Origin of the sequence: Glaciimonas sp. PAMC28666 (genome assembly GCF_016917355.1) — a bacterium.
Lineage (GTDB): Bacteria > Pseudomonadota > Gammaproteobacteria > Burkholderiales > Burkholderiaceae_D > Glaciimonas.
Window position 1 is genome coordinate 1,549,123 of sequence record NZ_CP070304.1, and the last position, 18,234, is coordinate 1,567,356.

Here is an 18,234-nt window from a genome sequence, read left to right on the forward strand (position 1 = left end):
CGCGCATCGGTACGAAAGGTCAGTTTAGATGGCTCTCAGCCACCACCAGCGAAAAAAAAACGGCGCATCCGCACCGTTTAATCTCTAACCAGTCATGCAATTCACTATTCAGACAAAAATTGCACTATTTATTTATTAAATTTGTGACAGCAACACTTCAGCAGTCGACACCTCAAATGTGCGCGGCTCTTCAATGTTCAATTGCTTTACGACGCCATCGTCGATAAACGCAGAAAAACGTTGCGAGCGGATGCCCATGCCGTTTTTACTGAAGTCCGCGTCCAGGCCCAGGGCCTTAACGAAAGAGGCATTTCCATCAGCCAGCAAGCGCACGCTGCCCGTCGCTTTTTGGTCACGGCCCCAGGCACCCATAACGAACGCATCGTTCACTGAGATAGCCCAAATTTCATCGACGCCCTTGGCTTTGAACTCTGCAGCGTGTTGCACATAGCCCGGCAGATGCTTGGCTGAGCAAGTCGGTGTAAAGGCACCCGGTACGGCAAACAAAGCAATTTTCTTACCTTTCATTAAATCGCTGACATTGAACGTATTCGGCCCTAACGAACAGCCTTCTGTTTCAGTTTCAATGAATTCTGCTAATTGGCCTTCAGGCAAGGTATCGCCGATTTTGATGGTCATAATGATTGTCCTTAGATCTAAATGGTTTTTTTGGTATTACGGAATGACTCATTCTTGCTCACCACTTTTGTGATGCTATCGAATAATGTTGCGAAGCGGAATACATCGGTTTTATGTCGTCGATGACATGTCACTCCGCTTTTTTTGCGCTTTTTTCTGTGCTTTTTCCTGTGCTTATTTCTAAATAAAAACAAAAAAACGCCGCCCCCGAAAGGTCACGACGTTTTTGAGTATGCCTCTTTCCCAATATTTCTGCTGGGTCCAAGGCATTTTTGCGGCCGACATCAGATGCCGGACCCACCGCCAACAAAGTGCGCCTGCAATTGCTTCAGATAGCGATAAAACGGGTTCGACTAATCCGCTTGCTTGCGCAGAAAAGCTGGAATGTCATAAGTTTCCATGCCATTCTTTTCCAGTGCGCGCACGGTATCAGAAGCGGATTCACGACGCCATACAGCTGGCGCTTTCATTCCGTCAAATGCCGAGCCGCCGTGGCCCACAGAGTGAGAGTGGGAGTTGGCATGACCATGTTGCATCATCGGTTCATTGTGTGTTCCGGTGCGCAGCATTTGCGGCTGCACCAATTGTACCGATTTGCGGGCACGGCCCAAACCTGTTGCGACTACGGTAACGCGAATATCGTCACCCATGGTCTCGTCGTAAGCGATTCCTTGCGCAATCGAGGCATCCGGTGCTGCAAAGGCACGCACGGTCGCCATCACTTCTTTGATTTCCTTACCCTTCAGGCTGCGGCTTGCAGTGACATTAACCAACACGCCACGCGCACCCGACAGATCGATACCATCCAGCAATGGCGACGCAACTGCCTGCTCTGCGGCCAAACGCGCGCGATCAACGCCATGTGCAGTCGCTGTGCCCATCATCGCCTTGCCTTGCTCACCCATGATCGTCTTAACGTCATTAAAGTCGACATTAATATGGCCCGGAACGTTGATAATTTCCGCAATCCCGGCGACGGCATTGTTGAGGACATCATCGGCGTGTTCCAGCCATTCGACCATGCTGTCGTCTTCGTAAATCTCTTCAAGCTTTTCGTTGAGAATAATAATCAGCGAATCCACGTGTTGCGACAGCGCTTCCAAACCTTCATCGGCGAGGTCCATGCATTTCTGGCCTTCGTACGAGAACGGCTTAGATACAACGGCGACTGTCAGCGCGCCCAGTTCCTTGGCGATTTGAGCGACTACCGGCGCAGCACCTGTACCGGTACCACCACCCATACCAGCGGCGATAAATACCATGTGTGCACCACGTAACGCATCTTCAATTCGTGCGCGTGATTCTTCGGCCAGCTGGCGGCCGACTTCAGGCTTCATCCCTGCACCCAAACCAGTTTCACCGATCTGGATCACGTTATGCGCTTTGGAGTGTTTCAGGGCCTGGGCATCGGTATTGGCAGCGATAAACTCCACTCCCGAAACACCTTTGTTGATCATGTGTTGCACCGCATTGCCACCAGCGCCACCGACGCCAACGACTTTAATCACGGTACCCAGCGTTGCATTGTCAAGTATATCGATTTCCATGATGTTTCCTTATAAAGTTGCAGCATCCAGTCAATAGGCATCACGCGGTGTGAGGCCTAGCAACTGACAACTGCGCGCTACACAAACAACATTAACCACGCGAATTTAAATAATGTATTCCACATCTGCTGCGCTCTTCTGCTTCTTTACTCAATCTGCTTTTGTTCTTACACTTCCCGTTACTTTTCTTATCTTGTACTACGCCCCTTACTGCAATTGCGCCCGCCCTTAAAAATTCCCCAAAAACCATTCTTTCATACGCTGCCACACTGCTTTCGCAGAGCCTTCCTGACGCGTCACAATGTAGCCGCGCAGATATTGCTTTTTCGCTTCCAATAACAAACCCAACACCGTCGAGTAACGCGGGCTGCGAACGACATCGGCCAATTGACCGTTGTAATGCGGCGTACCTAAACGTGCTGGCTTCAGGAAAATATCTTCTGCCAGTTCGATCATGCCGGGCATGAGAGCCGACCCACCGGTCAACACAATACCGCTCGACAAAACTTCTTCGTAACCCGACTCGCGCACCACCTGATGCACCAGTGCGAACAACTCTTCGACACGTGGCTCGATCACCGCGGCCAGCGCCTGGCGTGACAAGGTGCGTGAGTTGCGATCACCCAGGCCAGGCACTTCCAACGTTTCGCCCGGATCGGCCAAAATCTGTTTTGCCACACCGTAGCGCAGCTTGATTTCTTCTGCTTCCGCGGTCGGTGTTCGTAAAGCCATCGCGATATCATTGGTTATCTGATCGCCTGCAATCGGGATCACGGCCGTGTGGCGAATGGCACCTTCCGTGAACACCGCGACATCCGTCGTCCCGCCCCCAATATCAACCAGCACTACGCCTAGCTCTTTCTCGTCCGTGGTGAGCACAGCATCAGCGGAGGCCATTGGTTGCAAAATCAGGTCCGAAACTTCAAGACCGCAACGCCGTATGCATTTGACGATATTCTGCACGGCCGATACCGCGCCGGTGACAATATGCACCTTCACCTCAAGTCGGATACCGCTCATTCCGATTGGTTCACGCACATCGTCCTGGCTATCGACGATAAACTCTTGTGGCACCGTGTGCAGTAGTTGCTGATCCGTCGGAATGTTGACCGCCTTCGCCGTTTCAATCACCCGAGAAACGTCCGCTGCCGTCACTTCCTTATCCTTGATCGCCACCATCCCGCTGGAATTGAAGCTGCGTATGTGGCTACCGGCAATCCCCGTGTACACATTGCGGATTTTACAATCCGCCATCAATTCGGCCTCCTCCAGCGCGCGCTGAATCGACTCTACGGTGGCTTCAATGTTGACCACGACCCCCTTTTTTAATCCTCGCGACTCATGCTGACCCAGTCCGATCACTTCATGCCGTCCGTCAGGAAGGACTTCGGCCACCACCGCCACCACTTTGGAGGTGCCGATGTCGAGGCCTACGATCAAGTTTTTTGCGTCTTTAGTCATAATTTTCCGCTTATTATTTTTTATTTCCCAATCCCGCACCAAGGCCACTTGCCTTTAACGCCAGACCATTCGGATAACGCATATCCACACTTTCAATTCGATTCTGCAACCGCGCTACCAATTGCGGATAAATCTCGACCAATCGAGCCACCCGATCTTGCAAAGTCGCCTTATTTTGTTCCCGGCCTAACGCCACGGTCATGCCGTTATCCAATTTAACGCTCCACGCATAACGCGGAGAAAGTTCTACATCTGTAGGAGTTAATTTGAGCGGCGCAAACCATTTTTTAAAATCCGCAAAGCGTGCAAGAACGTCTTTCTCGCTGCCGATGGGGCCAGCGAATTTAAGCAGGTCTCCGTCCTCTTCAGCCTCATCCAGATTTGCAATAAATAAATCCCCTTTTACCGACAACAAACGTCCGTCGTCGTCCCACGTCCCCAACGGTTGATGCTCCTCAATCGTCACAACCAATTGATTCGGCCATTCGCGTTGCACCGAAGCTTTGCGCACCCACGGAACAGACTCAAACGCGGTGCGGACCGAATCCAGATTGGCGGTAAAGAAATTGCCCTTGATTCGTGGCAATGCACTGGCACGAATCGTCAATGGATTCACCCTGCGAATCTCACTTTGCCCAGCACCCTCAACCCGAATGACCTTCAACGTAAACATCGGGCGTTGTGCCAGCCACCAAACGCCGGATGCTACTAAGACGAGCAAAACCAGCCCGAACAGGGCATTGGAAGTCGCATTCAATATTTTGATGTCTTGCCACATAATTGCTATCTTTATCGCTCGTATTTGTTACGCATTGATTTCAACCAATATTTTCTTGCCTCGAAACAGCGTTCTTTTCAGATCGGCGTTTCCTTGTTTTCGTGCCTTAGTTCAAGTGAGGCCGAGGCCAGTATTTCGACACATAGTTCTTCGTAACTTGACCCGTCCTGTTTGGCCGACATCGGCACCAGTGAGTGACTGGTCATACCCGGCGACGTGTTGATTTCCAAAATAAACGGCGCATCATCACTTTCGCGCAGCATGAAATCAACCCGCGCCCAGCCTCTGCAGCCAATCGCATTAAAAGCCTGCACTGCCAGTGACTGAATGTGCCGGGTCAATGCGTCGTCCAATGGTGCTGGACATAAATAAGTGGTGTCGTTAGTAAAATACTTATGCTGATAGTCGTAGTTGCCGTCCGGCGCACAAATTTCAACGATCGGTAACGCGCGTGCGGTACGGCCGAAACCCAATACCGGCACGGTCAGCTCACGTCCGCTGATAAATTCCTCCGCCAACACAGCCTCATCGTATTTCGCACATAGGGCGAAACCCTCGTCAATGTCTGCATAGCCGGTAACTTTGCTGATGCCGATAGTCGAACCTTCATGCGGGGCTTTCAGCATTAACGGCAAACCCAACGCATCTGGCAATTGACGCAACTCTTCACTGGACGCGGTTGCTGAGTCCAATACGAGAAACCGCGGTGTCGGCAAATTCAAGCTCTGCCAGACACGCTTGCTCATTACTTTATCCATCGCAATTGCGGACGCCATCACGCCCGGGCCGGTGTAAGGAATACCTAACTGTTCCAGCGCACCTTGCATCGTGCCATCTTCGCCAAAGCGGCCATGTAAGGCGATAAAGACACGATCAAAATTCTCCGCCGCCAGTTCTGCCAGACTACGTTCTGCCGGATCAAACAGATGCGCATCAACGCCTTGGTTTTTCAGCGCTTGCACCACGCCGTTGCCGGACATTTTCGATACCTCGCGCTCAGCTGATCGCCCGCCGAACAGGACACCGACTTTTCCGAATTGCTGTGTCATAGATTTTGTACTCATCTTTCGCTCACTAGCTTGCCCACTGTTACTTTCACGTCGCCATTACGGTATTTTTTTGCGGTTTTTTTACCGTACTACTAATGTATATCGCTTACTGTTTTACGCGTAGCCTTAATCATCAATGGACGCAAAAAAAATCATTTTTCGGCGCAAAACGCATCTGAAAAATTAGTCCGGCGCAGCTTGATTGACCAATTGCGCGGGCACGCTGCTGATGGAACCTGCGCCCATCGTCACAACAACGTCGCCATCCCGCACAATGTTGACAAGCGCCGCGTGCATATCTGTAATTTTTTCAACGAATACCAGCTCAGCCATTCCTGCAACGCGCAACGCGTGGGCCAATGCGCGCCCATCTGCTGCCACGATAGGCATTTCGCCAGCAGCATAAACCTCTGCGAGAACCAGCACATCGACAGTCGACAATACTTTGACGAAATCATCAAACAAATCTCGCGTGCGCGTATAGCGATGCGGCTGAAATGCCAACACCAGGCGCCGGCCCGGATAGGCACCGCGTGCAGCTGAAATCGTGGCCGTAGTTTCGACCGGATGGTGGCCGTAATCGTCAACCAATGCATAAGTGCCGGTGGACTGGCCGGACCTGACAGGAACGGAGATTTCTCCGTATCGGGTGAAACGGCGACCAACGCCATGAAATTCCGTCAAAGCTTTCTGGATCGCACCATCGGCAACCCCCAGTTCCCGTGCAATCGCAACTGCTGCACAAGCATTTTGAACGTTGTGCATGCCGGGCTGATTGAGGCTGATCGGCATTGGTGCGTAACCTTCCTGAATCACCGTAAATTGCATGTGCCCGGCAACAGGCCTGGCATCAATCGCGCGCACTTGCGCCTCTGCATGGAACCCGTAAGTCGTGATCGGTTTGGAAATCTGCGGCATGATGTCGCGGATATTTGCGTCGTCGATGCACAAAACAGCCACTCCGTAGAACGGCAACCGCTGGGTAAACTCAACAAAAGCCTGCTTTAACTTATTGAAGTCGTGATCATACGTTTCCATATGATCGGCATCGATGTTGGTAATGACCTCAATCACCGGCGATAAATTCAGAAACGATGCATCCGATTCATCCGCCTCGGCAACGATAAAGTCCCCTGAGCCCAATTTGGCATTTGCGCCAGCGCTGGTCAGCCGGCCACCGATAACAAAAGTAGGATCCAATCCTCCTTCAGCCAACACACTGGCGACCAGGCTTGTGGTCGTCGTTTTACCATGCGTACCGGCAATGGCTATGCCGCGCTTAAGGCGCATCAGTTCTGCCAACATCACGGCACGTGGCACGATGGGAATATGGTTTTCGCGACCGGCCAATACTTCCGGATTATCTGCTTTCACCGCCGTCGAGGTGACGATGGCGTTAGCGCCCAGAATATTTTCCGCAGCGTGACCCAAGATGACTTTAGCACCCAGTTTGGCCAATCGACGGGTTGCGTCATTGCTGCCGAGATCGGAGCCGGAAACTGTGTAGCCAAGGTTCAGCAATACTTCCGCGATGCCGCTCATTCCAGAGCCGCCGATACCAACAAAGTGAATATTTTTTACTTTATGTTTCATGACTACTTTCCGTACTTACATATTCTTCGAGAACCTGCGCGATGGCTAGATTTGCATCACGGCGGCCATTTTCATAGGCCGCCTGTGCCATCGACTGGCAATCTTGGCGCGTCATACGCATCAACAATCCAGACAAACGCTCTTTGCTCAAGTCGCACTGCGGCAAATGAATTGCCGCTTTTTTCGTGGCCATCCATCGCGCATTTTCCCGTTGGTGCGAGGTAGTCGACGCCACCAATGGGATCAACACGCTGGCAACACCCGCCGCTGTCAATTCCGATACCGTAATTGCCCCGGCACGGCAGATCACCAGATCGGCGTCGGCATAGCGGCGCGGCATATCATCGATAAATGCCACCACTTCCGCAGCGACACCTGCCGCTTTATAAGCCGCCTGCAATGCGGCAATATGTTGTTTTCCCGACTGATGCGTCACGCCAGGCCGCGACTCGACCGGGATTAAAGCCAGTGCTGCCGGCAAACAATCATTGAGAGCCTTGGCACCCAGACTGCCGCCAACGACTAATATACGCAAGGGGCCGATACGACCACCATAACGTTGCTCAGGCAAAGGTAATTGCAGGATTTCCTGTCTAACCGGATTCCCGGTCACCTGCGCTTTGGCAGCAGCGCTACCAAATTCTGCTGGAAAGCCAAACAACACGCGTTGCGCTAATGGCGTTAATACTTTATTCGACAACAACAATGCTGCGTCCGCATTCACCAATACCAATGGAACCTTGCGCAACCGGGCCATCACCCCACCCGGCACAGTCACGTAACCACCCATACCGAGTATGACGTGAGGTTTGCGCCGTCCGATGAAACTGAAACAAGCGGGGAAACTGGCCAACAAACGCCACGCGCCGCGTAATGTATGCGCAAGACCTTTTCCGCGTAAACCAGAAAACGCGATGCGATCCATCTCAATCCCGTGCGGCGGCACCAGATCGCCTTCCATCCCATGGGTCGTACCAAGCCAGGTTACCTGCCAACCGCGTTGCCGCATGGTTTCGGCAATCGCTAAGCCGGGGAAAATATGTCCACCCGTTCCGGCCGCCATAATGAGCAATTTTTTCATTGCCGGCCTCCCCGCATCATGACTCTGTTCTCGTAATCAATCCTCAACAAGATTGCCAGTCCGATGCAATTAATCAAGACGCCAGAGCCACCGTAACTCATCAGTGGCAAGGTCAATCCCTTAGTCGGCAACAAGCCAAGATTGACGCCCATATTAATAAACGTCTGTACACCAATCCAAATGCCGATACCTTTCGCAGTTAAGCCTGCAAAAACCTGCTCCATGGCAATCGCCTGACGGCCAATTTCAAATGCGCGTTTGATAATCCAGTAAAACATCATCACTACGAACAACACGCCGACAAAGCCCAACTCTTCACCAATGACCGCCAGCAAAAAGTCAGTATGTGCTTCCGGCAAATAATGTAATTTTTCAACGCTTGCACCAAGGCCGACGCCGAAGATTTCTCCGCGCCCGAATGCAATCAACGAATGCGAAAGTTGGTACGCCTTACCTAATGCGTTATCTTGATCCCACGGATTAAGGTAGGCGAAAATGCGTTCCCGCCGCCACGGCGATAACCAGATCACGAGCGAGAACATCACCGCCAGCATTGCGGTAATGCCGCCAAACCAGATACCGTTGATGCCACCTAAAAACAAGATCCCCATTGCAATACAAACGATCACGCCGAGTGCGCCAAGATCCGGCTCCAGCATCAGCAATAGTCCAACTACGCCGACCGCGGCCGTCATGGGTAAAAAACCCTTCGTCAGCTTGTGCATGACCTCTTGTTTACGCACCGTATAGTTGGCCGCGTAAAGGACGATGAACAGCTTCATTAATTCCGAAGGCTGTAAATTGAAGACGCGAAACGAAAGCCAGCGCTTTGCGCCATTGACGCCTTTCCCTAAGCCCGGCACCAGCACCATCGCAAGCAAGACCAGGGTAATCACAAACAAATATGGTGCCCAGCGTTGCCAGGAGGCGATCCGAATACGAAAAGTAACGAATCCCGCGACCAGAGAGACGCAGATAAAAATGGCCTGACGCAACAAAAAATTATAGCTTTTATAGTTCGCATATTTGGGCGAATCCGGCAATGCGATAGAGGCTGAATACACCATCACAAGCCCAAGCAGCATTAACAACACAACGACCCATACCAGCGGCTGGTCGTATTCCATCATTTTTGAACGCTGAACCCCCGGCTTGCCGTCCACCGAACACGCCCGGACAGGAACCGACGCCTGCGGATTTTCCGCAGACTTATCGCTACTCCCTGAAAAGAATGGGAACGCGAATTTCATAGGCTGACCTCGCCGCGCGCCAGCGCCAACTCACGCACCTCAGCCACAAACACTTCAGCACGATGCGCATAGTTACGAAACATATCGAAACTGGCACATGCGGGGGATAACAGCACAGCGTCGCCTGCGTGCGCGAGTTCAGCCGCACGTTGCACGGCTTGCGCCAGCGTATCGCAGTCGACGATATCGATACCAGCTGCCAGCAACTCACTATTGACCGCGTGACGAATGTCGTCGGCGTCGCGTCCGATCAGGATCAGTGCGCGCCCGTAGCGCGCTAACGGTTCTGCTATCGGGGTAAAATCCTGGCCCTTTCCCTCACCGCCCGCAATCAATACCAGCCGGTTCGCACTTGCGCCGCCGTCCGGACCGCGGCCTAAACCGTTCAGGGCGGCAACGGTAGCGCCGACATTGGTGCCTTTGCTGTCATCGTAGTACTCCACGCCATCAATACTGGCGATCAACTCAACCCGATGTGGCTCGCCACGATACTCACGTAAGCCATGCAACAAAGATGCAAATGGCAAATCAATTGCCCGCCCTAACGCTAAGGCGGCCAACGCATTCGCGGCATTATGTTGACCACGAATGCGTAAGGCATCGGCTGGCATTAAGCGCTTGATACTGATAGGCAATGCCTCGACCTGATGCTTTTTACCGCGCTTTCTTTCATTTTCTTCAGCAACTTCGACCGCCACTGCCAGCCATTGCATACCATTCTCGTTCGTCAAACCAAAACAATGTGCCTGATGCGGCTCGTCGACACCAAAGGTAATACTATTAGGTCCTGCCATTTTCATCACGAGAGAATCATCGCGATTCAATACGCGTATTGTGTTTTCGCCGAAAATTCGCGCCTTGTCTGCAACGTAATCGGCCATCTCACCATGCCAGTCGAGATGATCCTGCGTCACGTTCAATACTGTTGCGACATCCGCTTGCAGGCTATAGGTATTATGCAATTGGAAGCTGGATAGCTCCAGCACCCAAGCCTGCGGCAAGGTCTCTTCATCCAAAGCTGTGCGCAAAACGTCGAGCGCGGCAGGGCTGATATTGCCAGCGACCTGCACCGTCAAGCCAGCACGTTGACATAGCAGACCGGTCAGGCTGGTCACAGTGGTTTTGCCGTTGGTACCGGTGATGGCGATTACTTTAGGGTGATATTCCTGGCTTTCGCGCAAAGCAGTCAGCGCTTGTGCAAAGAGTTCAATTTCGCCCCAGACTGGAATCTCCGCCAAGGTAGCTGCCGGAATGATGTCTTTCAACTCCCGGCCTGGTGCCAGGCCCGGACTCACGGCCACAAAATCAATGCCGTCCAAAAGCACCGGGCTGAAACAACCGCCCTCGGCTCCGCCCACAAATGCAACATCAGGGACGGCCAGCTGCAATTGCGCCAACCGTTCAGGGCAATCTCGCGTATCTGCGACGCGCAGCGCGGCGCCGCAGCGCGCTAACCACAATGCCATTGCCAGTCCGGACTCACCCAGGCCCAGTACCAGAACATGTTTGCCGATGTAATTCATTACCGCTTTTTACCTTAACTTCAACGTGGACAAACCAAACAGCACCAGCATCATCGTAATGATCCAGAAACGAACAACCACCTGCGTTTCTTTCCAACCCTTTTGCTCGTAGTGATGGTGCAACGGTGCCATTAGCAGCACGCGACGCCCGACACCAAAGCGCTTCTTTGTGTATTTGAAATAAATGACCTGCAACATCACCGAGAGCGTTTCAACGACGAAAATGCCGCCCATAATAAATAGCAATATTTCCTGGCGCACGATAACGGCTACTGTGCCGAGTGCACCGCCTAATGCTAGTGCGCCGACATCGCCCATGAAGACTTGTGCCGGATAAGCGTTGTACCAAAGGAAGGCCAATCCTGCACCGGCCATGGCACCGCAAAAAATCAGCAATTCTCCCGCACCGGGAATATGCGGTATTAACAAATACCGGGCAAAAGTATAGTTACCGGTCAAATAAGCAAACAAACCCAACGCCGCGCCAACAAGTACCGTTGGCATAATCGCCAGTCCATCAAGACCGTCGGTCAGATTGACAGCATTGCTGGTTCCAACGATCACAAAATAGGTCAGTGCCATGAAGCCCCAGACACCTAAGGGATAGCTGACAGTCTTAAAAAACGGCACAATCAAATCTGCTTTCGGCGGCAGATCCATACTCAGCCCGGACTTAATCCACGCCACAAATAAATTCCAAACCTGCATATTGGTCGCACCCGAAACCGAAAATGCGAGGCAAATTGCCGCAACAACACCGATTAACGACTGCCAGAAATATTTTTCACGCGAACGCATACCGTTCGGATCTTTATAAACCACCTTGCGATAGTCATCGACCCAGCCAATTGCGCCAAAGCCCAATGTTACTAACAGCACAATCCAGACAAAGCGGTTGCCAAGATCGCTCCACAGCAAAGTTGAAATCCCAATCGCGATCAAAATCAGAACGCCGCCCATGGTTGGCGTACCGGACTTAATCAGGTGCGTTTGCGGACCATCAGTGCGAACGGCTTGCCCGACCTTCAGGCGCGCCAGCATTCGGATCACGCCCGGCCCCGCAATCAGACCGATCGCCAAAGACGTCAGGGTCGCGAAGACGGCACGAAAAGTGATGAAATTAAATACGCGCAGAAAACTATGATCCTGCTGAAAAATTTGCGCTAGCCAAAGCAGCATTAGTGCGACTCCTGTGATGGTGTTGATGATGGTGAAGATATTGGTGGCAATAATGGATCCTGCGGAACACCGCCGCTGGTCATATGGGTTACCACGCGCTCCATTTTCATGAAGCGTGAGCCTTTGACCAATACAGTCGTGGCAGATGTCATTTGCGAATCGATAGCGCCAATCAATGTTGCGATGTCGTCGAAGTGCAGCGCCGATGCGCCAAAAGCCTGACTCGCGTCAATTGCCAGCGCACCCAATGTAATAAACTGGGTAATGCCGCACTGGCGAGCATACGCACCGATTTCCTGATGGAATGCAGGGCCGTCATTACCGACTTCGCCCATATCGCCGAGGACTAATAAGCGCGGCGCGGGGGCTTGTGCCAGCACGTCTATCGCTGCGCGTACTGAGTCTGGATTAGCGTTATACGTGTCATCAATAACGAGGGCGCCAGCATAAGCGGCATGTTGCGCCTGTTTGCGCTGCAAGCGACCGCTGACCGGGGCAAACGACTCTAATCCCCGCACAATAGCGTCAACGTCAATACCGATCGCTAAGGTGCAGGCCGTTGCGGCGAGCGCGTTACGCACATTATGTTCACCGGCTGCTTCGAGCCGGACCGCGAATGCATCAGCGGATGTGATGACCTGAAGTGTGCTGCCAAACGCCGTCGGCTGATAAGTGCAGCGCACATCAGCGTCGTCAGAAAAACCAAAGGTCAGCGATCGTACTGCTCTGTCTGCAGCAAGACCGCGCCACAATGCTGTAAAGGCATCATCCGCGGGAAATACTGCTACCCCATCCGTTGATAGGCCGCTGATTACCGCGCCATTTTCAGCGGCAACGGCTTCGACGCTCGCCATAAACTCCTGGTGTTCGCGTTGGGCATTGTTAACCAGCCCGACGGTAGGTGCGGCAATGGCTGCGAGCACCGCGATTTCGCCGGGATGGTTCATGCCCAGTTCAACGACTGCAGCCTGATGGCGCGCATCCAGTCGCAGTAACGTTAGTGGCACACCTATTTCGTTATTCAAGTTACCGCGCGTAGACAAATAAGCATCGGCACCGAACGCAGCTGCCAGAATCGCAGCAATCATTTCTTTCACCGTGGTTTTGCCATTACTGCCCGTCACCGCGATCAATGGCAGCGAAAACTGTCGACGCCAGCCATTCGCAATTGCCCCAAGTGCAGCCCGCGTATCCGCAACTATCAGCGCCGGTACCGCTAAATTACCGGGAGCACGCTCAACGATTAATGCCGATGCGCCCTGGCCCGCCACTTGATCCAGAAAGTCATGCGCATCGAAGCGCTCGCCGCGCAGAGCAACGAACAGGTTCCCCTCCACGACCGCGCGACTATCGGTAGTTAACCCGGTCACGACAACTTCGCCGGCCTCAATGCTGCCGTTGTTATTGCTATTGATGCTGGCTACGCTAACCGTCTGATGCGAGGACTGCAACCAGGATTGCAGATCATTGACCGACGCCTTAAATGGTCCTTTTGGCGCCTTCGGGAGCTTGATCATGCGACGCCACCTTTCATCGTGGCACGGGAGGCCAAGGCCAAGGCCGTATGGTCAGCATCTAAAAATGGCAATTTCTTGCCTTTTATTTCCTGATAGGTCTCGTGACCTTTACCAGCCAATAACACCACATCGGTTTTACCGGCCTTCCGTACAGCACGTAAAATCGCCGCCGCCCGATCTTCCTGAGTTTGAACCTTCGATGACTCCCCGGTGGCTGATGGCATGCCGGCAAGAATCTGCGCAATGATCTCCGCTGGCTCTTCGCTGCGTGGATTGTCACTGGTGACAATCACATGATCCGCCAATTCTGCAACGGTACCCATTTGTGACCGTTTGCCAGGATCGCGATCTCCACCGCAGCCAAAAACGCACCAGAGCTCACCACCACGTTGCTGCGCTACCTCACGCAACGTGAGTAATGTTTTTTCCAGTGCATCCGGCGTATGCGCATAATCGATCACAATTAGCGGTGCATCCTGACCGCCGAACTGCTCCATGCGACCTGGAACGGCTGTCAATCGTTCGAGCGTTTGAACGGCGGCGTCCCATTGGATTCCTTTGGCCAGCAAAACACCCAGAATGCCCAACACGTTGCTGACATTAAACTGGCCGACCAAGTGCGTTTTGATCTGACTTACGCCAAATGGCGACTCTACATGAAACACCGTACCACTCGTGCTGGTACGCACTGCCGTTGCTCGCAGGATCGGAAATTCCCCCAAGGCGGTGGCACTTTGCACCGCGGCATCCGATAAGGCATAGCCGATAATAGCTACTGCACCGTCGTTTTGTCGCAGGTGCTGAACCAGACGCAAACCCATATCGTCGTCAAGATTGATCACCGCATGCTGCAAACCTGGCCAGTCAAAAAGCGCGCGCTTGGTGGCTTCATAGGTAGCCATATCGCCGTGATAATCAAGGTGATCGCGGGTGAAATTGGTCAACAAGGCGATGTCGATGTGCATGCCGTCGAGCCGTCCTTCATGCAAACCAATAGAAGAGGCCTCAATCGCTAAAGCTTGTGCACCCGCCGCTTTAAGCTTCACCAATTCACCCTGCAACAGGATCGCATCAGGCGTGGTATAGCCGGTGACCGTGAACTCGGCCCGCTGACGCGGCACAAAAATGCCAACGCCTAATGTGCCAATGACGCCGGTAGGCTGCCCGAGTTGGGCCAAAGCGTGGCCGAGCCATTGACTACAAGATGTCTTGCCGTTGGTTCCAGTGACCGCAATGACGCACATATCCCGGTCGGGCTGCTGATAAAAATTGTTGGCTATCGGACCTGCCAGTTTTTTGAGGCCGTCCACCGCGAGATGCGGAACGGCCCGCTCCGGATTCCATTCAAATTGAGCAGCTTCATATACGACCGCAGCCGCACCATTTTGGAGGGCCTGATCGATGTAAGCCCGACCATCGGTGCCATCGCCGGGATAAGCAAAAAAAACATCTCCCGTAGTGATTTTCCGCGAATCCGATACCAATCGGACTGGCAGCGATGCTGCCGTCACAAGTCTGGCCAACCATGTCTGGATTGACCCCAGCTCAGCCGACTTCACGGGATTCGATGGTGCGGATCTTCTGAGAGTCATCAGAAGCTCTCTTTCGGACCATCGGTTGGGATAATGATATCGGTGATGTTCGAATCTGGCTGAACATTCAAGGTCCGCAATGCATTCCCCACTACGCTGGCAAAAACTGGCGCAGCCGAGTCGCCACCATAGCGGTAAGCGTTGCTTGGTTCATCGATCATGACAGCAACGATGAGCCGAGGATCGGAAGCTGGTGCGAAACCGACAAAATCGGCAATATACTTTTTGACGTATTTGCCGTTCTCAATTTTATAAGCGGTGCCGGTTTTGCCACCCACCCGATAGCCGGGTACTTGTGCTTTCGGTGCAGTACCGCCCGGTGCCGTGACTCTTTCGAGCATCGCGCGCATTGTGAGCGCGGTCTTTTCGGATATAACACGTTGACCGACCGGTGGCGTCGTCACCTTTTTAAACGATAACGGGATTAAATCACCATTCCGCGCAAAAATTGTGTAGGCATGCGCCATCTGAATCAGCGAAACTGATATTCCGTGGCCGTAGCTCATCGTAGCCTGCTCAATAGGCCGCCATGATTTGAATGGTCGGACGCGACCGGCGACAGCACCTGGGAAACCAAATTTTGGCTGCTGTCCAAGACCGACGGTAGTAAACATTTCCCACATCTCTTCGGCTGGCATTTGCAGAGCAATCTTGGCGGTCCCAAGGTTCGACGATTTCTGAATAATCTGGGCTACGCTCATCGTCAACAATCCATGGGGATGCGAATCGCCGATAGTCGCGGTCCCGATTGTCATTTTGTCGGGAACCTGAAAGGTCGTCCCGGGCTGTATCCGATTTGTGTCCAGCGCCAATGCCACCGTAAAGGGTTTCAGCGTCGATCCCGGCTCGAAAGTATCGGTCATTACCCGATTTCGCAACTGTGCTCCAGTAAGAATCGACCGATCGTTTGGGTTGTAACTGGGCAGGTTGGCAAGCGCCAATACCTCGCCGCTTTTTGCATCCACCACCACAATGGCTCCGGCTTTTGCCTTGGTCTTCTCGACCATTTCTTTTAGTTGCGTAAACGCGATGTATTGAATTTTACTATCAATCGACAACACCAGATCTTTCCCGTCATGCGGCTCTTTTACAGCTTCGATGTCTTCAACAATATGACCGAGGCGATCTTTGATGACCCGGCGGCTGCCTGTCGTTCCTGCCAACGTTTTTTGCTGAGACAGCTCCATGCCATCCTGACCCGCGTCCTCGATATTGGTAAAGCCGACCACGTGGGCCGCGACCTCGCCTTCGGGATAAAATCGTTTATATTCCGGGCGAGTTTCGATCCCGGCAATACCCAGTTTGGCGATTTGATCCGTTACCTCTTTCTCGACTTGCCGCTTAAGGTAAACAAAGCTGCGATCGGAATCGAGCTTTTTATTTAATTCGGCTTGGGTCATATCGAGCAATTTTGCGAGGGCTTCCAGCTTCTCTTTGGGCGCTTGCTGCACATCATCGGGGATTGCCCAAATCGCTTTAACCGGGACCGATGAGGCCAAAACCTGTCCGTTACGGTCGGTGATCTTGCCACGCGTTGCCGGCAGTTCCAGCGTGCGCGCATAACGCGAAGCACCCTGCTTTTGCAAAAAATCGGTGGACACACCTTGCAGCCATAACGCTCTGACCACCAGCGCAAAAAAAGCCGCGAATAACATGAATAACACGACGCGTGAACGCCATACCGGGAGCTTGACTTTCAAGACCGGACTGGCGGTGAACGGCATGCCTTTCGAAGCAGCGGTACGCGGGGGGTTACGTGTCATTTGGCCCCCATCGTCAAATACTGGGTGCGCTGTGGTGTCAGGGGCACCATATTGAGATCACGGCGCGCGCTAGCCTCGATTCTGGCGTTCTTACCGAGCGTGGATTGATCTAGCTGTAATTGCGACCATTCGATATCCAACTGCCGCGCCTGGCTTTGGGCGCGCCCTAACTCGATAAATAGCTGGCGTGCCTGATACTGTGCATTCACCAATGCCAGCGCGCAGATCACCAGTATCGTCGTCAGCACCGCATTGACACGGCCGATCATGATTTGTCACCTGACGAGAAACCGGATGGCGGACTGCCGGCCAGGCGTTCACCGACGCGCATGATCGCTGAGCGTGAACGTGGGTTCGCGATTACCTCAGCATCGGAGGGCTTGATGCGAGACACGAGCTTCAACTGCGGTTGCGGTAAATCGACCGCAAGAATGGGTAGGCGACGGTCAGGTTGCGGCAACTTGGCTTTAGAAGACATATACTGTTTGACGATGCGATCTTCCAGCGAATGAAAACTGATCACCACCAATCTCCCTTGTAGAGACATCTGCTCAAACGCCTGATCCAGGACTACTTGAAGTTCTTCAAGCTCTTTATTGATGTAAATCCGGATAGCTTGAAATGTGCGAGTGGCCGGGTCTTTACCCTTCTCGCGGGTTTTGACAGCGTTTGCCACGATCGCGGCAAGCTGTCGTGTGGTTGAAATTGGTTGGATTGCCCGGCCAGCAACAATCGCCTTTGCAATCTGAACAGCAAACCGTTCTTCCCCATAATCACGCACTACCTTTCCAATTGTTTGTTCATCCGCTATTGCAAGCCACGCCGCTGCGGACATACCCCGCGTGGTGTCCATGCGCATATCCAATGGACCATCCGCACGAAAACTAAAACCTCTGCTGGCATCATCGACCTGGGGCGATGAAATGCCCAAATCCAGCAATACGCCGTCTACCTTGGCGATGTCACGGTCCTGCAATGCCTCTGCTAAGGTCGCAAAACTGTCGTGTACGATCTCAAACCGTGGATCGACAATCAGGTTCGCGGTTGCAATCGCTTGCGGATCCTTATCAAACGCAATCAGACGACCGAGCGGCCCAAGGCTTTCTAAAATTTTGCGACTGTGTCCACCGCGGCCAAAAGTGCCGTCGACATAGACGCCGTCCGCACGAGATCCGACGATATTCAACGCATCTACAGCTTCATCCAGCAACACCGTGCGGTGCTGGAATTCGGGCACCGATTGTTCAGTCATCTTGGCGCCG

The 18,234-nt window shown here is 52.9% G+C and carries 15 protein-coding genes; all 15 read right to left on the bottom strand.

All coding sequences use genetic code 11. The annotated features are described in order from the left end of the window. Positions 1-135: 135 nt before the first annotated feature. Positions 136-639: a peroxiredoxin gene (locus JQN73_RS06550; protein WP_205322301.1), complete on the bottom strand. Its 504-nt coding sequence runs from the start codon at positions 637-639 to the stop codon at positions 136-138. 353 nt (positions 640-992) lie between these two features. Beyond that, the gene (gene ftsZ / locus JQN73_RS06555) at positions 993-2,186 is read right to left on the bottom strand and encodes a cell division protein FtsZ (protein ID WP_205322302.1); all 1,194 of its coding nucleotides are present in this window, start codon (positions 2,184-2,186) and stop codon (positions 993-995) included. Between the two features lie 228 nt (positions 2,187-2,414). After that, on the bottom strand, positions 2,415-3,647 hold the full coding sequence (gene ftsA, locus JQN73_RS06560; protein ID WP_205322303.1) for a cell division protein FtsA: 1,233 nt from the start codon (positions 3,645-3,647) through the stop codon (positions 2,415-2,417). A gap of 13 nt (positions 3,648-3,660) precedes the next feature. Beyond that, on the bottom strand, positions 3,661-4,425 hold the full coding sequence (locus JQN73_RS06565) for a cell division protein FtsQ/DivIB (protein WP_205322304.1): 765 nt from the start codon (positions 4,423-4,425) through the stop codon (positions 3,661-3,663). 77 nt (positions 4,426-4,502) lie between these two features. Beyond that, entirely contained in the window at positions 4,503-5,489 is a 987-nt protein-coding gene (locus tag JQN73_RS06570) for a D-alanine--D-alanine ligase (protein WP_205322305.1), read from the bottom strand. 168 nt (positions 5,490-5,657) lie between these two features. Then, on the bottom strand, positions 5,658-7,067 hold the full coding sequence (murC, locus tag JQN73_RS06575; protein ID WP_205322306.1) for a UDP-N-acetylmuramate--L-alanine ligase: 1,410 nt from the start codon (positions 7,065-7,067) through the stop codon (positions 5,658-5,660). Then, positions 7,057-8,148, bottom strand: coding sequence for an undecaprenyldiphospho-muramoylpentapeptide beta-N-acetylglucosaminyltransferase (murG, locus tag JQN73_RS06580; protein WP_205322307.1), 1,092 nt, complete (start codon positions 8,146-8,148; stop codon positions 7,057-7,059). Before murG ends, murC begins: the two co-directional genes overlap by 11 nt. Then, entirely contained in the window at positions 8,145-9,398 is a 1,254-nt protein-coding gene (gene ftsW / locus JQN73_RS06585) for a putative lipid II flippase FtsW (RefSeq protein WP_205322308.1), read from the bottom strand. The genes murG and ftsW overlap by 4 nt, the downstream gene beginning before the upstream one ends. Then, entirely contained in the window at positions 9,395-10,921 is a 1,527-nt protein-coding gene (gene murD, locus JQN73_RS06590) for a UDP-N-acetylmuramoyl-L-alanine--D-glutamate ligase (protein WP_205322309.1), read from the bottom strand. Before murD ends, ftsW begins: the two co-directional genes overlap by 4 nt. 9 nt (positions 10,922-10,930) lie before the next feature. After that, complete coding sequence (mraY, locus tag JQN73_RS06595; protein ID WP_205322310.1) at positions 10,931-12,100, bottom strand: phospho-N-acetylmuramoyl-pentapeptide-transferase; 1,170 nt, start codon at positions 12,098-12,100, stop codon at positions 10,931-10,933. Beyond that, the gene (murF, locus tag JQN73_RS06600; RefSeq protein WP_205322311.1) at positions 12,100-13,617 is read right to left on the bottom strand and encodes a UDP-N-acetylmuramoyl-tripeptide--D-alanyl-D-alanine ligase; all 1,518 of its coding nucleotides are present in this window, start codon (positions 13,615-13,617) and stop codon (positions 12,100-12,102) included. Before murF ends, mraY begins: the two co-directional genes overlap by 1 nt. Then, positions 13,614-15,209 (bottom strand): UDP-N-acetylmuramoyl-L-alanyl-D-glutamate--2,6-diaminopimelate ligase, encoded by a 1,596-nt coding sequence (locus JQN73_RS06605; protein WP_205322312.1) that lies wholly within the window; start codon positions 15,207-15,209, stop codon positions 13,614-13,616. The genes murF and JQN73_RS06605 overlap by 4 nt, the downstream gene beginning before the upstream one ends. Then, positions 15,209-16,972 (bottom strand): penicillin-binding protein 2, encoded by a 1,764-nt coding sequence (locus JQN73_RS06610; RefSeq protein ID WP_205322313.1) that lies wholly within the window; start codon positions 16,970-16,972, stop codon positions 15,209-15,211. Before JQN73_RS06610 ends, JQN73_RS06605 begins: the two co-directional genes overlap by 1 nt. Continuing rightward, positions 16,969-17,241, bottom strand: coding sequence for a cell division protein FtsL (gene ftsL / locus JQN73_RS06615; protein ID WP_205322314.1), 273 nt, complete (start codon positions 17,239-17,241; stop codon positions 16,969-16,971). Before ftsL ends, JQN73_RS06610 begins: the two co-directional genes overlap by 4 nt. Next, a complete protein-coding gene (rsmH, locus tag JQN73_RS06620; protein WP_205322315.1) occupies positions 17,238-18,224 on the bottom strand; it encodes a 16S rRNA (cytosine(1402)-N(4))-methyltransferase RsmH in 987 nt (328 codons plus the stop codon). The genes ftsL and rsmH overlap by 4 nt, the downstream gene beginning before the upstream one ends. Positions 18,225-18,234: the final 10 nt, after the last annotated feature.